Genomic DNA, 19,174 nt, shown 5'->3' with positions numbered 1-19,174 from the left:
TCCCCCTCGTATAGTACTAGTAAGAGCTCTTTCTAGAAGAATTTCCAGTTGATCCGGATCCTCTAAAATTCACTCTAGATTCCTATAGGTTATCAAGGTTAGCCTTTCGGCTTCCCCATCTTAAATATTTTAGTTTTACCCTTGTTTCACCCACCTGATGGGGAAGCCGAGGTAAAGTTCAAACTATCAATAATAGATTAATGTGTTGTTCTTATTTCGCAGGGGGATAGTTTCCCTACTGCTTCTTTGAAATGCCTTTAACTGAATATCGAGAAATGGCGGAGAATGGAGGAAGCTCCAGCGTTTTACTCCGTCATTTTTTTATAGCGTTCATAGACCTGCTCATGGGACAATGGAACCGACAGGATCGTATCAGGATATTGCTTCTCCCCCTTGCGGACACTTTGGTGTACTGCTTCATAAGCCTGCTACCCATGGTTCATTATTGAAGGTCTAACCACTGGTTGCGCCGCCGTAAAAGAAGTGAGTGTAGCGCTCATGATGGACTTCTTTTCTTTGAGTGCTGATGACGAGGAAGACATCGATGATTCCCGTGGGCACCCAGGTCTGAACGTTCTTGATTAACTTACATACTGGAGGTGATTGGTATGTCACAAATGCTTGTTGGTGTAGATGTAAGCTTGAAGTCCCATCATGTCCATTTCATGAAGGAGGACGGGTCCACACTCGCCGACTTTTCTGTTTCTAATGATCAAACCGGGGCCGAAACCCTGATCAAACGAATGCTAGAAACTGCGGAAAAAAGTCAGGCCAACCAATTGAAGATTGGGATGGAAGCCACTGATCTTTACAGTTGGCACCTTGCCCATTATCTACAAGACCAAATGAAAGGCTATGAACCTAAGTTTCAAGCCTCTATCTACGTACTAAATGCGAGAAAAGTCGCTCGTTTCAAAAAAGGGTATGATTCTCTTGTAAAAAACGATCGCATAGATGCCTGGGTCATCGCTGACCACTTGCGCTTTGGCCGACTGCCAGCCCAAATGAAAGATGCCATACAATATGAAGCTCTTCAGCGCTTAACGCGAACAAGGTTTCATTTTATGCGGGAGATTGCCCGAAATAAAACGTATTTCCTTAACCAGCTCTTTTTAAAGTTCAGTGGACTGAGACAGGATAATCCATTTTCAGATAAATTCGGAGCTACGAGTATGGCTGTCATGGAGGAACTAGAGCCCGAAACGATCGCTGAAATGAGCCTCGAGGAACTCGTCGAGTTCCTGCAAGATAAAGGAAAAAACCGATTTGAAAAGCCAGAGGAAATCGCAAAATACCTTCAAAAGTTGGCTAGATCATCTTACCGGCTGAATAAGGCTATGCAGGACCCCGTAAATATTTCGATGTCTGTTACTTTAAGTACCATTCAACATATCGAGTCACAGGTAAAGCGTCTGGATAAAGAAATTGCCAAGTTAATGAAAGGCATACCGCAAACCCTAACGTCTGTAAAAGGAATTGGAGACGTTTATGCGGCAGGGTTGATAGCTGAAATTAGCGATATAAAGCGATTTAAAGATCATCATGCCTTAGCGAAATATGCAGGTTTGGTATGGAACCAGAACCAATCAGGCGAATTCGAATCCCAGGAAACGGCTAGAATGAGGACAGGTAATAAATACCTGCGTTACTACCTTATTCAAGCTGCCGATAAGATCCGAAAGTACGACTCTGAATATAAAGCTTTTTACACAAAGAAGTACGATGAAGTTCCAAAACATAAACACAAACGCGCTCTCGTCTTAACCGCAAGAAAACTGGTACGATTGGTGTTTTCGCTACTACGCACCAATCAGTTGTACACACCACCCGAAAGGAGAGATTAAAACTTCTCATTCACACCCTTTCAAACACCCAGCTTCACACTTGAAAGTATTGGTAAAAAATTGAAAATAGTGTGAGGTTTATTAGGTATACTCTTTTTTAAACACTTTTCAATGAAAGACAATATTAATTTCCAATTCATTGAATTTTAGTGCTTGACATATTACCACTGGGCTTATTTTTTCGTATGGATGAGTGTAATGATAGCGCTTACCTTAAAATCAACTAAAATTATTCCACTTGTTACAGCCTGCTTTTGAACAGAAAAAGTTCCTGTCCCCCTAGTAAAAGGGGGACAGTTTTTTCATCATCTGCAAATCTTACTCTTGATAATCTAAATTTTCTTCTATAATTTCAATCATCTTTTTCGTTCGATCATTAATCTCCGCTAACTTTTTCCAATATGTTTGTCTTCCAATTTCAGCAAATTCTTGATAAGATTCCTCTGTCGTTTCTATTACTTCGACTCCCTGTTCTCTTCCGTATTCAATCCCTCTTTCTGTAAACGCTTTCGAGGCAGGAATCGTTTCCTTTTCAATTTCTAATGCTACCTCCATAAGAATATTTTGGAGATCACTTGGAAGTTTATCCCAAGCTTTTTGACTAATAGCAATCATGGATAAACCAGGGGAAATTTGACCAGGTACGGTAATATATTTCGTTACCTCAGATAATTTCATAGTTTCCATAGAATAATAAGGAAATACGACAGCATCGACCGTTCCGCGAAGCAAACCTTCATAATAATCATTAAAAGGGATACTCGCTATTCCCGACCCAGTCGCTTTGTAGTATTCATTAGCAAGACCTAATGAATTCACAACGAGCCCTTCCAAATCCTCAGGCTTCGCAATCGGACTCGTAGAAAGGTAGCCAGCTGCAGCAACAGGAATGTAGTGTAATGGTTTTACACCATATTCTACTAGAGCTTCCTCATATAACTTCCCTAGTTCTGTTTCGCGAATTAAGTGAAAAAGATGTTCTTCAGATTTCCAAGCATACGGCATCGAAGCCCAATTCGATTCTGGAATTTTATCTGCCCATGCAATTGGCGATTGATACTGTAAATCGATCGTGCCGCGGGCTAGAGCATCTAATGATTCAGCCTGCCCTGCCAACTGATTACTATAGAAAATCTCAATCTCTATTCGACCGTTTGTCCTTTCTTTGACCAATTCAGCAAACTTTTCTTGACCAATAAAGGTCGGAGATCCTTCAACAGACTGTGGAACGGTTGAGTTCATCCTTAGCTTAAACGTTTTATCCTCACTTGCTTCACTATCATTTCCTCCAGAAGCTGCCTGTTCTCCACCTCCGCTGCATGCTGAAAGCATTAGTAACGCTAACAACATACAGAATGCGAAGACAGGTAATTTTTTAAGAGAATTCCACTGATTTTTCATCCTTTTTCCCCCTTTTAAATGAACAATTATGATCTGCATACTGTAACAAAAGGCAAAACCATTTTCATTAGCAACTTTAGCACCCCTTCTTTTGGCAATATGTTAGCTGTTCTCCCACCTTATTCACATCCTATCTCTATTATTGTATGATTATTCTGAATATACTAATAATTATAATGATTATAATATATTTATTTCCTAAAAGAAACCCTTAATATCATTCAATGAAAAACAAAAGTCCTCAGCTTAAAATATTCCATTTTCTTCATACTATTCTTCTTTAATCAAATAAAAAAAGGTGATTCTATTGAAAATCCATTAACGTAGGACCACGTTCGCCTGCTCTTAAAGAAAATTCATCCTCGGGCATTTTGGATGATTCCCTATTAATCTTGTGCTAGTCCCACGGGCGATCCTCCCAAACTGCCGAAATTAGACAACAAAAAAGTAAAACACATGAAATGAATACTTCACGCCATGTGTTTTACTTTTACTAACAACTTATTCATATAAACAAATACCCTTTTGTTGCAGCATGCAAATCAGTTGAAATGTCAGGAGACCCCCATAACGAGGGCCAAACCATAACTTCACTCCAGTTTACTCCTGATAATCTAAGTTTTCCTCTGTTATCTCCGTCATTCTTTTTGATCGTTCATTCATTTCAGCAAACCCTGCCCAATAAGTTTCCTTGGCAATTTCTACAAACTCGTTGTATCCCTCATCTGTCATTTCGATGATTTCGAGACCTTGTTCCTTGGCATAATCAAGCCCTACTTTTGTGTAGGCTTTTGATGCTGCACTCATTTGGTCTTCAATTTCTAATGCTGCTTCCATGAGAAGATCCTGCAAGTCGCTAGGGAGTTTATCCCAAGTGGTTTGACTGATTGCGATTAATCCAAATGCAGGAGAATTCGTTCCCGGTGTCGTGATATAATCCACTACCTCCGCAAGTTTATATGACTCTAAAGCATAGTACGGAAAAGCGATAGCATCAACCGTTCCACGAAGAAGTGCTTCATAATAATCAGCAAACGGAATCGTGGCCGTCCCTGCCCCCATTGCCTTGTATTGCTCTCCTGAAAGATTACCTACAGTGCTCATCACTAACCCTTTCATATCCTCCGGCTTTCCAATCGGAGAAGTCGACATATAGCCTGTTCCCGCACTAAAGAAGTAGTGTAGTGGTTTTACACCATAATCACCTAGTGCCTCTGTGTAAAGTTCTCCTATCTCCGTTTCACGAAGCAAGTACCGAAGATGCTCTTCAGACTTCCATGCAAACGGCATCGATGACCAGTTTCCTTCCGGGATTTTGTCAGCCCATGCTACTGGTGTGGTCGCCTGTAGATCAAAAGTTCCACGAGCTAACGCATCTAATGACTCTGTCTGCCCCGCCAATTGATTACTATAGAAGATTTCGATTTCTATACGACCGTTTGTTTTTTCTTTTACCAAATTAGCAAACTCTTCTTGTGCAAGATAAGTAGGAGATCCTTCAAATGGCTTAGTATACATGGAGTTCATCTTTAGTTTAAATGTTTGCTCTTCACTACCTGCGTCTCCTTCGCTATTTCCCTCCGTTGAGGTTGTCTCCCCTCCGCCGCATGCTGCCAGCAGCAATACAGCAAGTGGAACAATGAATGTCAAACCTAATAATTTTTTCAAAGATTTTAATCTATATTTCATTGAATTTCCCCCTTTTATTAACTTGATTTTTGTAAAGAAGCGGCAAGGTAATCCATGCATGCTGCAACAACAGGGTATTGGTTACTTGCAAACGTGAGCTCTTTGGATAAATAACAGTCCTTATTGTTTTTCATAGATTTTCATTTAGGTCTATCCACTCATTTAATTGTTATTGACCAAGAACTACTACCAACCATTTGTTTTCTGATTATTTTTAAAATATAGATTATTAAAATAATTATAATATATTGTTCTAATAAAAGATACCCATAATAGATACCTAACCCTTTTTAAGAGCAAAAAATAACCCTGCTTAATAAGACAGGGTTCAAGATATAATAATGTTCCTTACAGTAAGACTATCGGTCAGCGCTTCAGCAAAAGATAGACAAAATACGGTGCCCCTATGAAAGAAACCATGATTCCCGCTGGAATTCCGTCTGGCTGGATGAGGTTCCGGCCAATCGTGTCCGCAATCAGCAATAACCAGCCGCCTAACAGGATGGCAACAGGGATAAACACTTGGTTCCGTGCACCAACCAACGTTTTTGCGATATGTGGGGCCATTAGACCAATAAAGGAAATTCCACCCGAAACAGATACAGCCGCTGCTGCAAGTGCCACCGCAATCATTAAGAAAAGCATTCTTTCTTTTTCCTTTGATACTCCAACACCAATCACAACTGGGTCAGTCAAACTTAAGAGATTTAATATATTGGCTCGATAAAAGGTAAGCGGTACTAAGACAAGAAGCCAAGGAAGCAGGGCCCATATAAACGGCCAATCTGTTCCCCATATATTTCCAGCAAGCCATTTTGCAATAAAATCGACTTTTTCCCTTTCAGCAGATGAGATTAGAACAATCATTACACCTGATAAAGCCATGGAAAAACCGACTCCCACTAAAATCATTCGGACTGGATGAAGGCCCAGCGATTTATTATAGGAAAGAACATAAATGATAGCAGCTGTCAGGATAGCCCCAGCAAAAGCAACAACTGGCAGTAAATACACAAACGACCCTGCCTCAATCGGAAAAAATAAAAAGAAGGCTGCTACCCCAACCCCTGCACCTGCATTGATTCCAATGATCCCAGGGTCTGCTAGATCATTTCGGGTAATTCCTTGCAGGATCGCACCTGATAAGGCAAGCGCCATTCCTGCTAACAAGGTAATGATCATCCTCGGCAGCCGAATCGAAAACAATACGAACCCAATGATGGTGGTAATTTTTTGATCCGGAATTTGTACGTTAAGGTTTTTAACAATTAGCCGGTCACCATACCCTACTTTAAGATCAATCGTCTGCAATCGATTCATGTTGTCCCTCCTTTGATTCCGTCATTTTCCCCATTAAGAATTATTCTCAATAAAAACTAGAAAGCTCTCTTCGTTGTCCAGGGTAGCTAAAAAAGAATTGATAACGATTATCAATATCAATATGGTTATTACTTTAATTTTAATCACCTGAATTGTCAATGAAATTTTTCTATTGAAATTTTATTGAAAACACACTAAGCTTAATTGAGAATGATAATCATTATACAGAGGTGTGTACTATGAAGGTAGAGGAAGTATTTGATGTAACGATCATCGGCGGCGGTCCTGCGGGGCTTTATTCTGCTTTTTACAGCGGGCTGAGAAAAATGAAAACTAAATTAATTGAATATCAGCCTTATTTAGGCGGAAAGATTCATGTATACCCTGAGAAGATGATTTGGGATATTGGAGGCGTTACTCCTATTAGAGGGGCAGCTTTAATTGATCAGTTAGTTCAACAAGGACTAACTTTCGATCCGACTGTTGTCTTGAATGAAAAGGTAGATTCTATTACCCGAAATAAAGATAGAATTTTTGAATTGCAGTGTACCTCTGGCTGTATTCACTATTCAAAGACCGTCATCGTGGCTGTTGGAAGCGGGATATTAAAACCGCAAAAGCTTGATATTGATGGAGCTCAAGCGTACGAAGTTTCGAACTTAAGTTATACAATCAAATCCTTGCAGCATTTTAATAATAAAACGGTCATTTTATCAGGCGGCGGAGATTCTGCCATTGATTGGGCCAATGAATTGCTCCCGATCGCAAAACAAGTGTTTGTTACATACCGTAAAGATTCTTTTTCTGGGCATGAAGCACAAGTCGAAAAGCTCTTGCATAGTTCAGCGATTTGTTATTTCCAAACAACTATTACGAAGCTTCTTGCAAATTCAGAAGGCTCAGCCATTGAAAAAGTAGAACTAACGAATGGTGCAACTGGCGAAGTAACAATTCTAGATGTCGATGAAGTTGTTGTCAATCATGGTTTCGAACGGGATGCTGCTCTATTAGCAGAAAGTCCGTTACCAATTAAGTTAGTGAATAATTTCAGCATCGAAGGCACTCCGAATGGCGAATGTCTATTCCCGGCCTCTTTGCAGCAGGCGATATCCTTTCCCACGAAGGGAAATTGCACTTAATTGCCGGAGCTTTCCAAGATGCCGCTAACGCTGTTAATAAAGCAAAAAAGTATATCCAACCCGATGCGCAAAGGTATGGAATGGTATCATCGCATAATGAAGTTTTTCAGGAACGGAATAGAGAATTGATGAGGAAGATAAAATAAAAAATGTCCGCCCCATCGGTTTAAAGCTGTGCCGTATTGGGGTCTTTCTGGTCATCTAATAAAAATAACTGGACAGTTATCATGGCCATTAAAGCGCTTACCAAATTGGATTCATTATTGATCCTTATTTTACAATCAAGACAGGACAATTTGCTCTTTTCGCGACTTTATGGCTGACACTTCCAAGAACAAGTTCCTGCAGGGCGTTTAACCCCCTGCTTCCAATGACAACAACGTCCACTTGGTTTTTATTTGTATAATCGACAATTGTTGGTCCTGGCTCTCCGTGCAATATTTTTATTTCAAAATCGACTTTTGCTTCTTTTACCTTTTGCTCCACTGTTTTAATTCGTTCTTTTCTTCGATCACCTAGATCCGCTGTGTTCCAATTATTCAGTACATCTGCCTTGGCACGTTCACCGTCAATAACATAGACAATTTCAATTTTAGAACCTTCTGTACATTTTGCCATGGCAACCGCTTTATCCGCTGCCCTTAATGAATGTTCTGATCCGTCTGTCGCTAATAAAATCCTCTTAAACATCTTAACACCGCCCTAATGTGATCCTAGTTTACTACCTAGTTTTTCTACTAATTCGGTACTAGCTTCATTTAATCCTGTTAATTCTATTTGTATCCCATTTTCTTCAAATTTAGAAACAATTTTATCAATTGCCGCCACCGCTGAATCGTCCCAAAGATGGGCTCTTTTTAAATCCAGTTGAACGAACTGAACATCTTCTTTAAAATCGAACATCTTCAATAAATCTGTCACAGAGGCGAAGAAAAGCTGTCCTTTCACTTTATAAATTCGCGTGTTTCCTTCGAACTGGGAATCCACTTCTATTTTCGAAATTTTTGAAACAAAGAAAATCGCGCTTAATAGGATGCCAGTGAAAACGCCGATAGCTAAATTATGCGTAATCACAACCGCTAAGACAGTAACAATTATCACAAAGGCGTCTGTTTTTGGTAATAATAGAAGTGTTTTTAACGAATTCCAGTCAAAGGTGCTGATGGAAACCATAATCATCACACCCGCTAATGCTGCCATCGGAATCCTTACAACCACATCTCCTAATACAACAATCAATAACATTAGAGATATCTCGGCAAAAAAGGTTGATAATCTTGTTCTGCCCCCAGAACTCACATTGATAACCGATTGGCCGATCATCGCACAGCCTGCCATTCCTCCAAAAAATCCCGTCACAATATTAGCGATCCTTGCCCTCTGCTTTCCATATCTTTGTCGCTATCACTATCAGTCATATCATCCACAATAGAAGCTGTCAGTAGAGATTCCAATAATCCCACCAACGCCAATGCCAGCGAATAGGGAAGAATAATCATCAACGTATCTAAATTTAATGGGACCTCAGGAATTAGAAAAACAGGCAGTGTTTGTGATAAACTCCCCATATCCCCCACCGTTTTCACACCAATATTCATATAGATTGTAATCAACGTTACAACAATAATCGCAACCAATGTCGAAGGGATGGCTTTAAAAACATAAGGTAATAAATAAATGATGCCCAGTGTGATCGCAACTAAACTATACACAACCCAAGGCTCTCCAACAAAATGCTGCAATTGCGCTGTAAAGATCATAATTGCCAGAGCATTAACAAACCCAACCATTACTGACCTTGGGATAAACTTCATATATCGGGCAAGTTTAAATACACCAAAAAGGATTTGAAAAATACCCGTTAAGATTGTTGCAGCCAGCAGATATTGCAGTCCGTGATTTGCGACCAAATTTGTAAATAGCAGCGCCATCGCACCAGTTGCAGCTGAGATCATCCCCGGCCTTCCACCCACGAAGGAGATCACCACCGCGATGGTGAAGGATTGCATAAAGCCCCACCATCGGATCAACTCCAGCAATGATTGAAAAGGCAATCGCTTCTGGAATTAAGGCCAGTGCCACCACTAAACCTGATAATAAATCGCCTTTTATATTACTAAACCAACTATCTTTATAGCTCATGTATTCCATTTCCATACCTCCTTCCTACTAGTATGTAAATCGTTAAAACCAATCATTACATCTTTCATTTCCCATATATTTCAAAGTTTTGTTAGATGAGAATAAAAAAGAGAATAGACACAATGTTCTATTCTCTCGTAACAATCGTTATTTTATGATCATGACCGGCGCTTTTACTCGTTTTGCCACCTCATGACTGACATTTCCCCCGACTTCCCCTTGATCTACACAACGAACTTTTATAGATGGTTAGAAATTGCGTACGATTATTATCAAAAAGATTATATTAAAATCACGAATGCGGGTGATATTTCTAGATCAAACCCTAACATTCCACAAATCATCAAGTTTCATGGAGATGTTGATGATGAACTATAGCCAATAAAGAGGATTGTTTTTTCAAGTGAATCTGCACGAAGTCTTATGTCTAAGGAACTATCAAAATCAAGTCTGTCAAAATCAAGTGATTCTCAATTTTAGAGGAAGTAAAAAACCGGCAATACAAAGAAAAGTACTAGATTTCCAAATAAATTCTGAGCACAAGAGGCTTTGTATAAAGTACCCCTGCTAAATTAGATGGCAGGGGTACTTTATTAGGAATAACGTTTAGTTCCCGATATTCCCATTTAAGATCTCAATCATTTTCTTTGATCGTTCACTAGAGGCGGCATATTCGGCCCAGTGGGATTTTTTCGCGATTTCGATAAACTCTTTATAACCTTCATCTGTTATTTCGACGATTTCAAGACCCTCATCTCTAGCATACTGAATGCCTCTTTCCGTGAATTCTTTTGAGGCTGCAATAGTTTGCTGCTCAATTTCTAAAGCTGCTTCCATTAACAGTTCTTGAAGATCGCTCGGAAGTTCATCCCATGTTGCTTTACTGATCGCAATCAACGTCGGAGCAGGAGCTACTTCACCAGGAATTGTTACATACTTTACTACTTCACTTAACTTCATCGTTTCCATTGCATAGTAAGGAAAGTTGACTACATCAACGGTCCCGCGCAATAAGCCCTCGTAATACTCAGCGTAAGGGATATTCGCAATCCCCGACCCCATTTCTTGATAAAATTTAGACTTAAGATTCGATGAAGAGTTCATCACGAGTCCTTTAAAATCTTCTGGCTTGGTAATAGGTGAATTAGAAAGATAGCCAGCAGAAGAACTATAATAATAGTGTAATGGTTTTACACCATATTGCTCTAATGATTCTGCGAACAACTCTCCAAATTCCGTATGACGAATTAAATGATCGAGCTCTTCCTCTGTTTTCCAGGCAAATGGCATATTCGACCAGTTTGCTTCAGGAATCTTATCTCCCCATGCGGCAGGTGCGTTTACCTGTAAATCAATCGTCCCGCGAGCCAAAGCATCTAATGATTCTGACTGTCCTGCTAATTGGTTGCTATAAAAGATCTCAATTTCTATACGACCGTTTGTTTTTTCTTTGACCAATTCAGCAAACCCTTTTTCCGCAATCGTTTGAGGTGTCCCCTCAATCGATGGAGCATTCACTGAATTCATTCTTAGATGATAGACTTTCTCTGAGTCTTCTTTCCCGCCTTCAGAAGCGTTATTCCCGTTACTTGATGCAGAATCGGATCCACCTCCGCATGCAGCAAGGACTAGCAGCGCTAGTACTAAGAAAAATCCAAGTGCGATTCCTTTAAAATTTTGTATAAGTTTCATACGTTTCCTCCTATTATGGTGATGATTCATACAGCACGTGATCTTACTTAGGTGCCACAAGAATTTTTGTCTGTTTCTTATCAGCTAGCAATCTCTCAAATCCTTCACTGACGATTTGATCTAGATTGATTTTTTTCGTTATGACAGGTGCCACATTTACTTTTCCTTCAGAGATTAATGAAATGACCTCTGGGAAAATATTTCGGTAAGCAAGCACCGGACGGATTTTGCATTCTTTTTTAAAAAGCAAATTGGGATTGAACTCAACTGGTTTCTCCCAAACACTCACAATCACGACTTCCCCATCAACGTCCACACATTGGATGGCATCTAACAAAGCGGATTCAGCACCGGCAGCTTCGAAGCATACATTGGCACCAGTACCAGTGATTTTTTGAATACTTTCCAATGTATTTTCTTTAAGGGGATTAATTACGTGTGTGGCTCCCATTTTTGTGGCCAGTTCAAGACGTTCCTCGGAAATTTCAACGGATATGATTTTGCTTGCTCCTGCCGCTTTACAAGCCTGAAGCACAAGCAGGCCGATTGGTCCCGCGCCAAACACTACACAAGTATCCCCCAGCTTCAATTGACTTTGCCGTACAGCGTGGAAAGCAACGGCCGTTGGTTCAACCAAAGCCCCCTCTTCAAATGACAGATGATCAGGCAGTTTATGTACAGACTGCTCCTTCACCAAGACAAACTCCGCAAATCCGCCATCATCCGTAAGTCCATAGAATCCTCTTTTTTCACAAATATTGTAGTGTCCTATTCGACAAGCCGAGCATGTTCCGCAAAATAAAATCGGTTCGACGGTAACGCGGTCACCAACGGATACCTTACCCACGCCCTCTCCTATTTCAACGACTTCCCCAGAAAATTCATGTCCCATAATGATAGGAGCTTTTTTATCCGATAAAGGGTGTGGTTCATCAACTGGAATAGAGAGCGGCCCGATTAAATACTCATGCAGATCACTGCCGCAAATCCCGCACCATTCCACCTTTATTTTGACCATCCCATCTGAGACGGCTGGTTCTTCTACTTCCTCAACCCGAACATCTTTTGAATGATACCAGCGTGCTGCTTTCATCATTTCCCACCTTCCTACTATGTTTAGAGTAAAAATACATCCTACCTGCCCTGCTCTTTAAAAAATGGAATCACTATGTTCTTAGAAATACTTGTCCAAAAGGCTTAAGTTTCATCACTTTCATAGATTGTTTTTTTGGTTATATCACCTCATTTGCCTTGTTTTCGAAAAGCAATTGTCTTTATATTTTTCAAACTATTATGAATATAATGACTATTATAATACAAAATGCCAGCATAAGAACCCCCTAAAAAGATGGGGTGTACCCCCTACATAGGGGTAACGAACAAATGACAAAAAGAAATGGACAAATATTTTTCTGAATATTTTAAATTGACACACTATTGGTAGGTGTGTTAATTTAAGTTAAACCTCTATTGGTTAAAGCGTTAATGAAAACGTATACAAAATTCTTTAAGGGAGGAATTCAAATATGGAAAAGTTAACTGAAAACCAAGCAACAGAAGCTAGCAAGCAAAAAATTACGTTCTTCAGCGCGACTGACAAATCGAACCAAACTCTAGATGAGTTCATGCCAGATCTTGTGATGTCCGAGGCAACAACGGAGGCTGTACAGCGGATGATTGAGAAGGGATTCTATACAGGAAACACAACGAATGTGCTGATTAATTTACCGGGGTTCTCATTGGTATACGCATGGTTCAAGAGTGGTTTCCAACTTCCGGTCCATTCGCATAATGCCGACTGCCTTTATTACGTCGTGGCAGGAGAAGCCATCCTAGGAAACCGCAGAGTTAAAGCTGGTGACGGATTCTTCGTACCGAAAGATGTCTTTTATTCCTATACAGCAGGACCAGAAGGAATTGAAATTTTAGAATTCCGTCATGCCAACCTCATTGACATGGTCTGGAGAGACAGCAAACCTGAATACTGGGACAACGTCGTCGACAACATCGACAAAAGCCAAGAAAAATGGAAAGTCGAAACACCACCAACACGCGCAAGCACTGGCCTAGGCTAAACCGATTCGTCACTGTGACGACCCGAATAATCTTGTTTCACGGATTGTTCCACACATTAGGAATCTTTTAATCAACTGTAAAGTGCCTGACCTTTAAAAAGGGCAGGCACTATTAGCTAGCTACGATTTACTTAAGCTTTTCAGTGATAAATTGAGGCAGTGAAAAACAGCTTTCGATGATTTGTCTATTCGCATATTGAGTGTCTTTGTTATTCACTTTACTGGCATTTACTTCTGTATGCTGTTTCGAACCAATTGTAAAGCTCCAAAGTCCCCCAGGATAGGTAGGCACAACAGCAGTATACATTTTGACCTCTTTAAAGAGTTCAGAGATTCGTGAATAAGACTGCTTCATCACATCTCCATGAAAAATCGGCGATTGACTTTGGCAAACCATAATCCCATCATCTTTTAAAGCTTGATGCAAGCTCTGATAGAAACTCTTTTCAAACAAGACTCTCGCTGGGCCAATCGGGTCTGAGGAGTCGACAATAATCAAGTCATACTCCTGTATCTTGTCAGCCGCAAACTTTACTCCATCTTCAAAAATGTATGTAACACGGGGATCAGCTAAATTTCCCGACACAGCAGGTAGATGTTCTAGACAAGCTTTAACGACCAACTTGTCAATTTCAACCATGTCGATTCTTTCAACTTCCTCATATTTGCTTACCTCTTTCGCGACACCGCAATCCCCTCCGCCAATGATTAATACGTTCTTCGGATTAGGATGCATCGCCATCGGCACATGCGAGATCATTTCATTATATATATGCCCATCAACAGAAGTCGTTTGAACAATCCCGTCCAAGACTAACATTCTCCCGAAATGATAGGAATCTAGTATCATAACATCCTGAAAAGACGATTTCTGATCAAAAACAATCTCCTTAATTCGATAGCTGATCTTCAAATTGTCATACTCATCTTCCGTCAACCACAAATCCCCGTTTTTTCTCGATAAATAGCTTGGTAGTCTCTCTTCCATCGTCATCCTCCACTCTCTATCTATTATTCCAAAATATTTAGAATATGTAGGGTTCCAATGCTCCCTCGATCTCCCATACTATACTAATAGATAAAAAGAAAAGGTTCAAACTTCTCAACATGGACTTGGTTGGGCTCTAGGGATCTTCAAGGACAGAAATGTACTCCTTTGACGACCTCATGACTCATACTATTTTACACCGCACGCAGGGACGACCCGAAAAATCTTGTTCCACGGGATTGTTTCACAGAGAAAAGGTTCAACCACCTAAGAATTTGCGTGTCTTAGGCGGCTGAACCCTGATTTGTGCAGAAATATAACCATATTCCCGTTATTGATTTTTGTGAATATAGTCAGCGACGATCAATCCGCTTTCTACTTGAATACGCACTAGCTTTTGAATGGGGATAAAGGAATAATCAAGTTCCTTTTCTAGCTCTTCGCAATATTCCTTTAATAACCTGCCCCCGTTTTCATGGGCTTTTTTCAGCTTGAGAATTCCCTCTTCATCCTTATGATCTTCCTTCTGAAGCCTTTTAAGTTCATATTCAATCGTCCTGACCGTTAATCCGAAGTACAACCCGTTATAAAATTTTGCACTATACAGGTTATCAAAAACCTCGGCTATTTTCGCCGGTTTCTCAAATTCCGGGTTGCTTTCGGCCCATTTGAGTTTGGCTTCACTTCCGTCTCGAATATACTGAATCACTTCATCAACCAGTTTTACAAATGGATTCCGATCTGTAATATAAAGACGAATTTCACTTAACATCTGATCTAAACGAGCGAAATGAGCTTTAGACATCTCTACACTTTTAAAAATCGCTTCTTTTCTCGACAAGTCACTGTCACTCATATCCTCGATGCGGGCATCAAAGAAATAAGGAAGCTCTGTCAAAATGGTTACACAGTCTGTTATCCGTGATGCGTAGTCTGAGCTTGAAGTTCCATTCTTGATACTTGGCTTCTCCCCGCTGAATTTTTCTATGAAATCATAAGCTTCCCCGATCGTCATAGTTTTAAAAATCGCATCAGAGTATTTCGTGATAAAAGGTTCCTCCGGCTCCCCTAAATTCAATGGGATGCCTTGCTTTACCGCCGAAGCTCTTAAACCATCATATAATTCCGGGATATCATTTGTTATGTACCAGTAAGCTCCCCCAAACCCAGCATTATGCAGCGAATACATAAACTCCGGTCTAGTTTCTTCTATTAAATTCATTAACGCTTCTGTCTCGGGGAGCGGATCGTGAAAATGCAGATCTTTATAATCAATCGGAAACGTCCATTCCACCTGCTCGTATCCAATCGGACGGTAATAATTTTTCGTATAAGTATAGAGATCGAACGGTCCTTTGAACCATTTTTCATTAAGGCGAACGCCATCCGGATCTACACATTTGATCATATACCAGGTAAAGCCTAACTCTTCTCGCAAATCATCATTTTCCGCAAGTTCATGCGACAGGTACTCTAGTGTCATCGCACCAATCGGTTCATTCGGGTGTGGACAGGCAAAGCAAAGCGCATTCTTCGGTCCGTCCCCTATTTTCAAACAAAGAATAGAATGTCCATCCCGCGACTTACCCGCTTCAAAAACCGTTACGATATCAGGAAAGTCAAGCGCCAGCTTTCGGCTGCTCTCGTCCATTTCATCCACCGTTAAAAAAGCTTTGTAATCTGGAACGCGCTCAACAACAGATTGAAAATTCATCATTAAGTTCCTTTCAGTGTAAAAAATTTCACTTCGCCTTCATTAGTAAATAAACAAAATATGGCGCACTTAAAATAGAGACGATGATGCCAACGGGAATTTCAGTTGGCGCTAATAAATTTTTCCCAATCGTATCTGAAACCATTAACAATAGTGCCCCTAACAGCGCCGAGATCGGGATAATATATTGATGCAATGGCCCCATGATTTTTCTAGCGATATGCGGAATCACCAGCCCTAAAAAGGCAATTCCCCCGCCCGCTGCAACAGAAGTACCCGCTAAAGCAACGGCAACCAGTAATAATAACCGCCTTTCTCCCTCAACCGTTGTCCCCAAACTTGAGGCTACATCATCGCCTAAGTTTAAAACGTTAAGCGAATATGCTTTAAATAAGGCGATCGGTATTAAAACCAGCATCCAAGGCAGTAACGCGAACACAAAGCTCCAGCTGGCATTCCATATATCACCTGACAGCCAAACAGTTGCTTGTCTAAAATCTTGCGGATCCATTTTCAATTGAAAAATCGTTAAAAAAGCAGCAAATCCCGCATTTACTCCAATCCCCACTAAAACGAGGCGAATCGGATTTACACCCTTTTTCCACGCCAGTGCATAAATAATGAGGGCAGCGACAATCGCTCCCGCTAAGGCAGCAACGGGCATCAAATAAATCGAAAGTGAGCTTGTGGCATCAAGCGAATTTTTGAAAAAATAAAGAAATAAAACAACTGCAAGTCCTGCACCTGTATTGATTCCTAGTATCCCTGGATCAGCCAGCTCATTCTGGGTGATGCCTTGCAATATAACACCAGAAACCGCTAATCCCGCACCAATCAGCAGTGCTAACAAAATTCCCGGCAGGCGAAATTCAAACAAAACAAGTTCCTGCCGATCGCTCCCTTGATTTAAAAGAGTTTTGATGACGTCCCCCGGAGCAATTTGAATCACACCCGTGCTTAAACTAATAAAAAACATCACCAGAATCAATGAAAGCAACAAACCAATCATAAACCAAAGCTTTTTCCTTTTCTGACCTTCGACCTTATTCATTCTTTCCACCTCCACTGCCTCGAGCTAAATAAAGGAAGAATGGAACTCCAATCAGGGAGGTTATGGCCCCCACCGGTGTTTCAAAGGGAGCATTGATGAGCCTAGCCACCACATCGGATAAAACGACTAACAGCCCTCCAAAAAGAATCGATGTCGGAATAATCCACCGATAGTCATTTCCAATAATAAATCTTGTAATATGAGGAACAATGAGTCCAACAAAACCAACTGCTCCAGCCACAGAAACTGCTGCTCCTGTAAGGATTAATATTGACAGTATCCCAAGAAATTTTATCATCAGGTTATTTTGCCCCAATCCCGTGGCAATGTCTTCTCCTAAACTTAGCACCGTCATCGATTTAGAAATAGATAGTGCGATGAGCAAACCAGCAATACCAGAAAAGACTAAGACTTTAACGGATGTCCAGCTTGTTCCATCTAATCCCCCTGCAAGCCAGAACCCCATTTCTTTTTCTAAATTAAAATGAAGGGAGATGATTGAAGAAATTGATCTCAGCATGGTTCCGATCGCCACGCCAGCTAGGGCTAATTTAACAGGTGTTAAGCCGCCAGACGAAAATGACCCAATCGTAAAAACAAGGGCAACGGCTAATCCCGCTCCAACGAAGGATGAAGAAATCATCCCAACCCCAGAAATGGCCGGAAAGAATGCCAGCATCATCACGAGGGCAAAAGCGGCACCATCTGTCACCCCCATAATCGAAGGAGAAGCTAACGGGTTTCGGGTCATCCCCTGCATGAGCGCACCGGAAACCGCAAGAAAAGCGCCAACAAAGACTGCTGACACAGCACGGGGCAGACGTAATTCTTGAATCACTTGGTGTGTCGTTAAATCAGCATCAAAATGAAAAACTGCTTGCCACACCGTTCCAAGAGCAATATCCGTTGTTCCATAAGAAACCGATAAGCCAATTGAAAAAATCAAGGCAACAATGGTTACAATATTAATAATGATTTTTGAAGTGTTCGAGTGATGAATAAATAATCGCATTGCTCTCTCCTGTTTTCTGCAAAATACTGAAATGTCAATTGACTCTTTCATTGAAAATGATTATCATTAACCATGAAATTATAACATAAAGGAGAAAATCATATGAAAATGAATTTAAAATTTCCTCGACTTTTTTTCACAATAGTCGTTGTCTTCACCTTACTTATTATCTCTGCATGTGGAAATGATGATTCATCCCCTGAACCTGAAACAGATGCAGGTACTGAAAATGCAGAAGTGACTCTAGATTCTGCCATGGGTGAAGTAACCGTTCCAACAAATGCCGAAAGAATTCTTGCTCCCTATCATGAAGATGCTTTATTAGCGCTAGGTGTTACCCCTGTTGCCAAATGGGCAATTGGCCAGAGCGTTCAAGATTATTTAGAAGCTGACCTGAAGGATGTACCTAGCATTGAATGGAATCTTCCATTGGAACAGGTATTAAGTCATGAGCCTGACCTGATTATTTTAGAAAATAACATGGATAGCTATGAAGGAACGTATGAAGATTATCAAAAAATCGCCCCAACTTATGCCATGACAGAGGAAACTGTAAAAGACTGGCGCAAACAAGTGGAAACGTTTGGAGTCATCCTCGGTAAAGAAGATCAAGCCAAACAAGTATTGACGGACTACGAAGAGAAAGTTTCCGATGCCCGCGAGCAATTGGCTGAAGCAGTCGGAGATGAAACAGTCGCTGTCATTTGGGCAGCAGGAAATCAATTCTTTTTATTTGAACAAAACCGTCATAGTGCCGAAGTGATCTATTCTGAATTAGGATTGAAGTTTCCAGCACTTGTTGAAGAACTAGGTACTGCCGAGGCTGCATCTTGGAATCCAATTTCAGTTGAAAAATTATCTGAACTCGATGCAGATCATGTGTTGTTATTAGCCTTAGAAGGTGAACAAGGAATCGCAACCCTTGAAAATAGCTCCGTTTGGCAAAGCACCCCTGCTGCCAAAAATGGAAATGTTCATATTCTCCATGATCCAAGTAATTGGACTAACAAAGGGCTGCTTGCTTCGCAAAAAACGATTGATGACGTCTTAAACGCGTTAGTAAAATAGCCCAAAAAGAAATTTAAAATGCTGTCTCACTATGAGAAC

The 19,174-nt window shown here is 40.6% G+C and carries 13 protein-coding genes and 2 pseudogenes; 4 read left to right on the top strand and 11 right to left on the bottom strand.

Annotation, left to right across the window (positions count from 1 at the left end):
• Positions 1-608: 608 nt before the first annotated feature.
• A complete protein-coding gene (locus tag CZ487_RS10540) occupies positions 609-1,844 on the top strand; it encodes an IS110 family RNA-guided transposase (protein ID WP_077210804.1) in 1,236 nt (411 codons plus the stop codon).
• A 318-nt stretch (positions 1,845-2,162) separates the two neighbouring features.
• Here CZ487_RS10540 and CZ487_RS10535 read toward each other — a convergent pair whose 3' ends face one another.
• From CZ487_RS10535 to CZ487_RS10525, 3 genes are all read right to left on the bottom strand, one after another.
• On the bottom strand, positions 2,163-3,245 hold the full coding sequence (locus CZ487_RS10535; RefSeq protein ID WP_077212143.1) for a TRAP transporter substrate-binding protein: 1,083 nt from the start codon (positions 3,243-3,245) through the stop codon (positions 2,163-2,165).
• 600 nt (positions 3,246-3,845) lie between these two features.
• On the bottom strand, positions 3,846-4,934 hold the full coding sequence (locus CZ487_RS10530; protein WP_077212142.1) for a TRAP transporter substrate-binding protein: 1,089 nt from the start codon (positions 4,932-4,934) through the stop codon (positions 3,846-3,848).
• A 366-nt stretch (positions 4,935-5,300) separates the two neighbouring features.
• On the bottom strand, positions 5,301-6,254 hold the full coding sequence (locus tag CZ487_RS10525) for a FecCD family ABC transporter permease (RefSeq protein ID WP_077212141.1): 954 nt from the start codon (positions 6,252-6,254) through the stop codon (positions 5,301-5,303).
• Between the two features lie 239 nt (positions 6,255-6,493).
• On the opposite strand from CZ487_RS10525, the pseudogene CZ487_RS10520 reads away from it, so the two are divergent.
• Positions 6,494-7,539 (top strand): annotated as a pseudogene (locus tag CZ487_RS10520) (NAD(P)/FAD-dependent oxidoreductase).
• A gap of 124 nt (positions 7,540-7,663) precedes the next feature.
• Here the strand turns inward: CZ487_RS10520 and CZ487_RS10515 are convergent.
• From CZ487_RS10515 to CZ487_RS10500, 4 genes and pseudogenes are all read right to left on the bottom strand, one after another.
• The gene (locus CZ487_RS10515) at positions 7,664-8,083 is read right to left on the bottom strand and encodes a universal stress protein (RefSeq protein ID WP_077212140.1); all 420 of its coding nucleotides are present in this window, start codon (positions 8,081-8,083) and stop codon (positions 7,664-7,666) included.
• Positions 8,084-8,095: 12 nt separating this feature from the next.
• Positions 8,096-9,544, bottom strand: a pseudogene (locus tag CZ487_RS10510) (SulP family inorganic anion transporter).
• 597 nt (positions 9,545-10,141) lie between these two features.
• Positions 10,142-11,227: a TRAP transporter substrate-binding protein gene (locus CZ487_RS10505; protein WP_077212139.1), complete on the bottom strand. Its 1,086-nt coding sequence runs from the start codon at positions 11,225-11,227 to the stop codon at positions 10,142-10,144.
• 43 nt (positions 11,228-11,270) lie between these two features.
• Positions 11,271-12,320 (bottom strand): 2,3-butanediol dehydrogenase, encoded by a 1,050-nt coding sequence (locus tag CZ487_RS10500; RefSeq protein WP_077212138.1) that lies wholly within the window; start codon positions 12,318-12,320, stop codon positions 11,271-11,273.
• Between the two features lie 433 nt (positions 12,321-12,753).
• Here CZ487_RS10500 and CZ487_RS10495 point away from each other — a divergent pair, with 433 nt between their 5' ends.
• A complete protein-coding gene (locus tag CZ487_RS10495) occupies positions 12,754-13,302 on the top strand; it encodes a cupin domain-containing protein (protein ID WP_077212137.1) in 549 nt (182 codons plus the stop codon).
• 127 nt (positions 13,303-13,429) lie between these two features.
• On the opposite strand, the gene speE is transcribed toward CZ487_RS10495, so the two are convergent.
• The 4 genes from speE to CZ487_RS10475 all read right to left on the bottom strand — a co-directional run bounded on the left by speE (position 13,430) and on the right by CZ487_RS10475 (position 18,067).
• Positions 13,430-14,290: a polyamine aminopropyltransferase gene (speE, locus tag CZ487_RS10490; RefSeq protein ID WP_077212136.1), complete on the bottom strand. Its 861-nt coding sequence runs from the start codon at positions 14,288-14,290 to the stop codon at positions 13,430-13,432.
• Between the two features lie 331 nt (positions 14,291-14,621).
• A complete protein-coding gene (locus CZ487_RS10485) occupies positions 14,622-16,007 on the bottom strand; it encodes a M14 family zinc carboxypeptidase (RefSeq protein WP_237562852.1) in 1,386 nt (461 codons plus the stop codon).
• Positions 16,008-16,032: 25 nt separating this feature from the next.
• Entirely contained in the window at positions 16,033-17,055 is a 1,023-nt protein-coding gene (locus CZ487_RS10480) for a FecCD family ABC transporter permease (protein WP_077212134.1), read from the bottom strand.
• Positions 17,048-18,067, bottom strand: a complete 1,020-nt coding sequence (locus CZ487_RS10475) for a FecCD family ABC transporter permease (protein ID WP_077212133.1) — start codon at positions 18,065-18,067, stop codon at positions 17,048-17,050. Before CZ487_RS10475 ends, CZ487_RS10480 begins: the two co-directional genes overlap by 8 nt.
• Positions 18,068-18,169: 102 nt before the next feature.
• Here CZ487_RS10475 and CZ487_RS10470 point away from each other — a divergent pair, with 102 nt between their 5' ends.
• Positions 18,170-19,135, top strand: coding sequence for an iron-hydroxamate ABC transporter substrate-binding protein (locus CZ487_RS10470; protein ID WP_077212132.1), 966 nt, complete (start codon positions 18,170-18,172; stop codon positions 19,133-19,135).
• Positions 19,136-19,174: the final 39 nt, after the last annotated feature.

It is taken from the genome of Robertmurraya dakarensis, assembly GCF_900156875.1.
Lineage (GTDB): Bacteria > Bacillota > Bacilli > Bacillales > Cytobacillaceae > Robertmurraya > Robertmurraya dakarensis.
The sequence above is the reverse complement of the archived record's forward strand: the minus strand, read 5'-3'. Positions and strand labels throughout refer to the sequence as shown.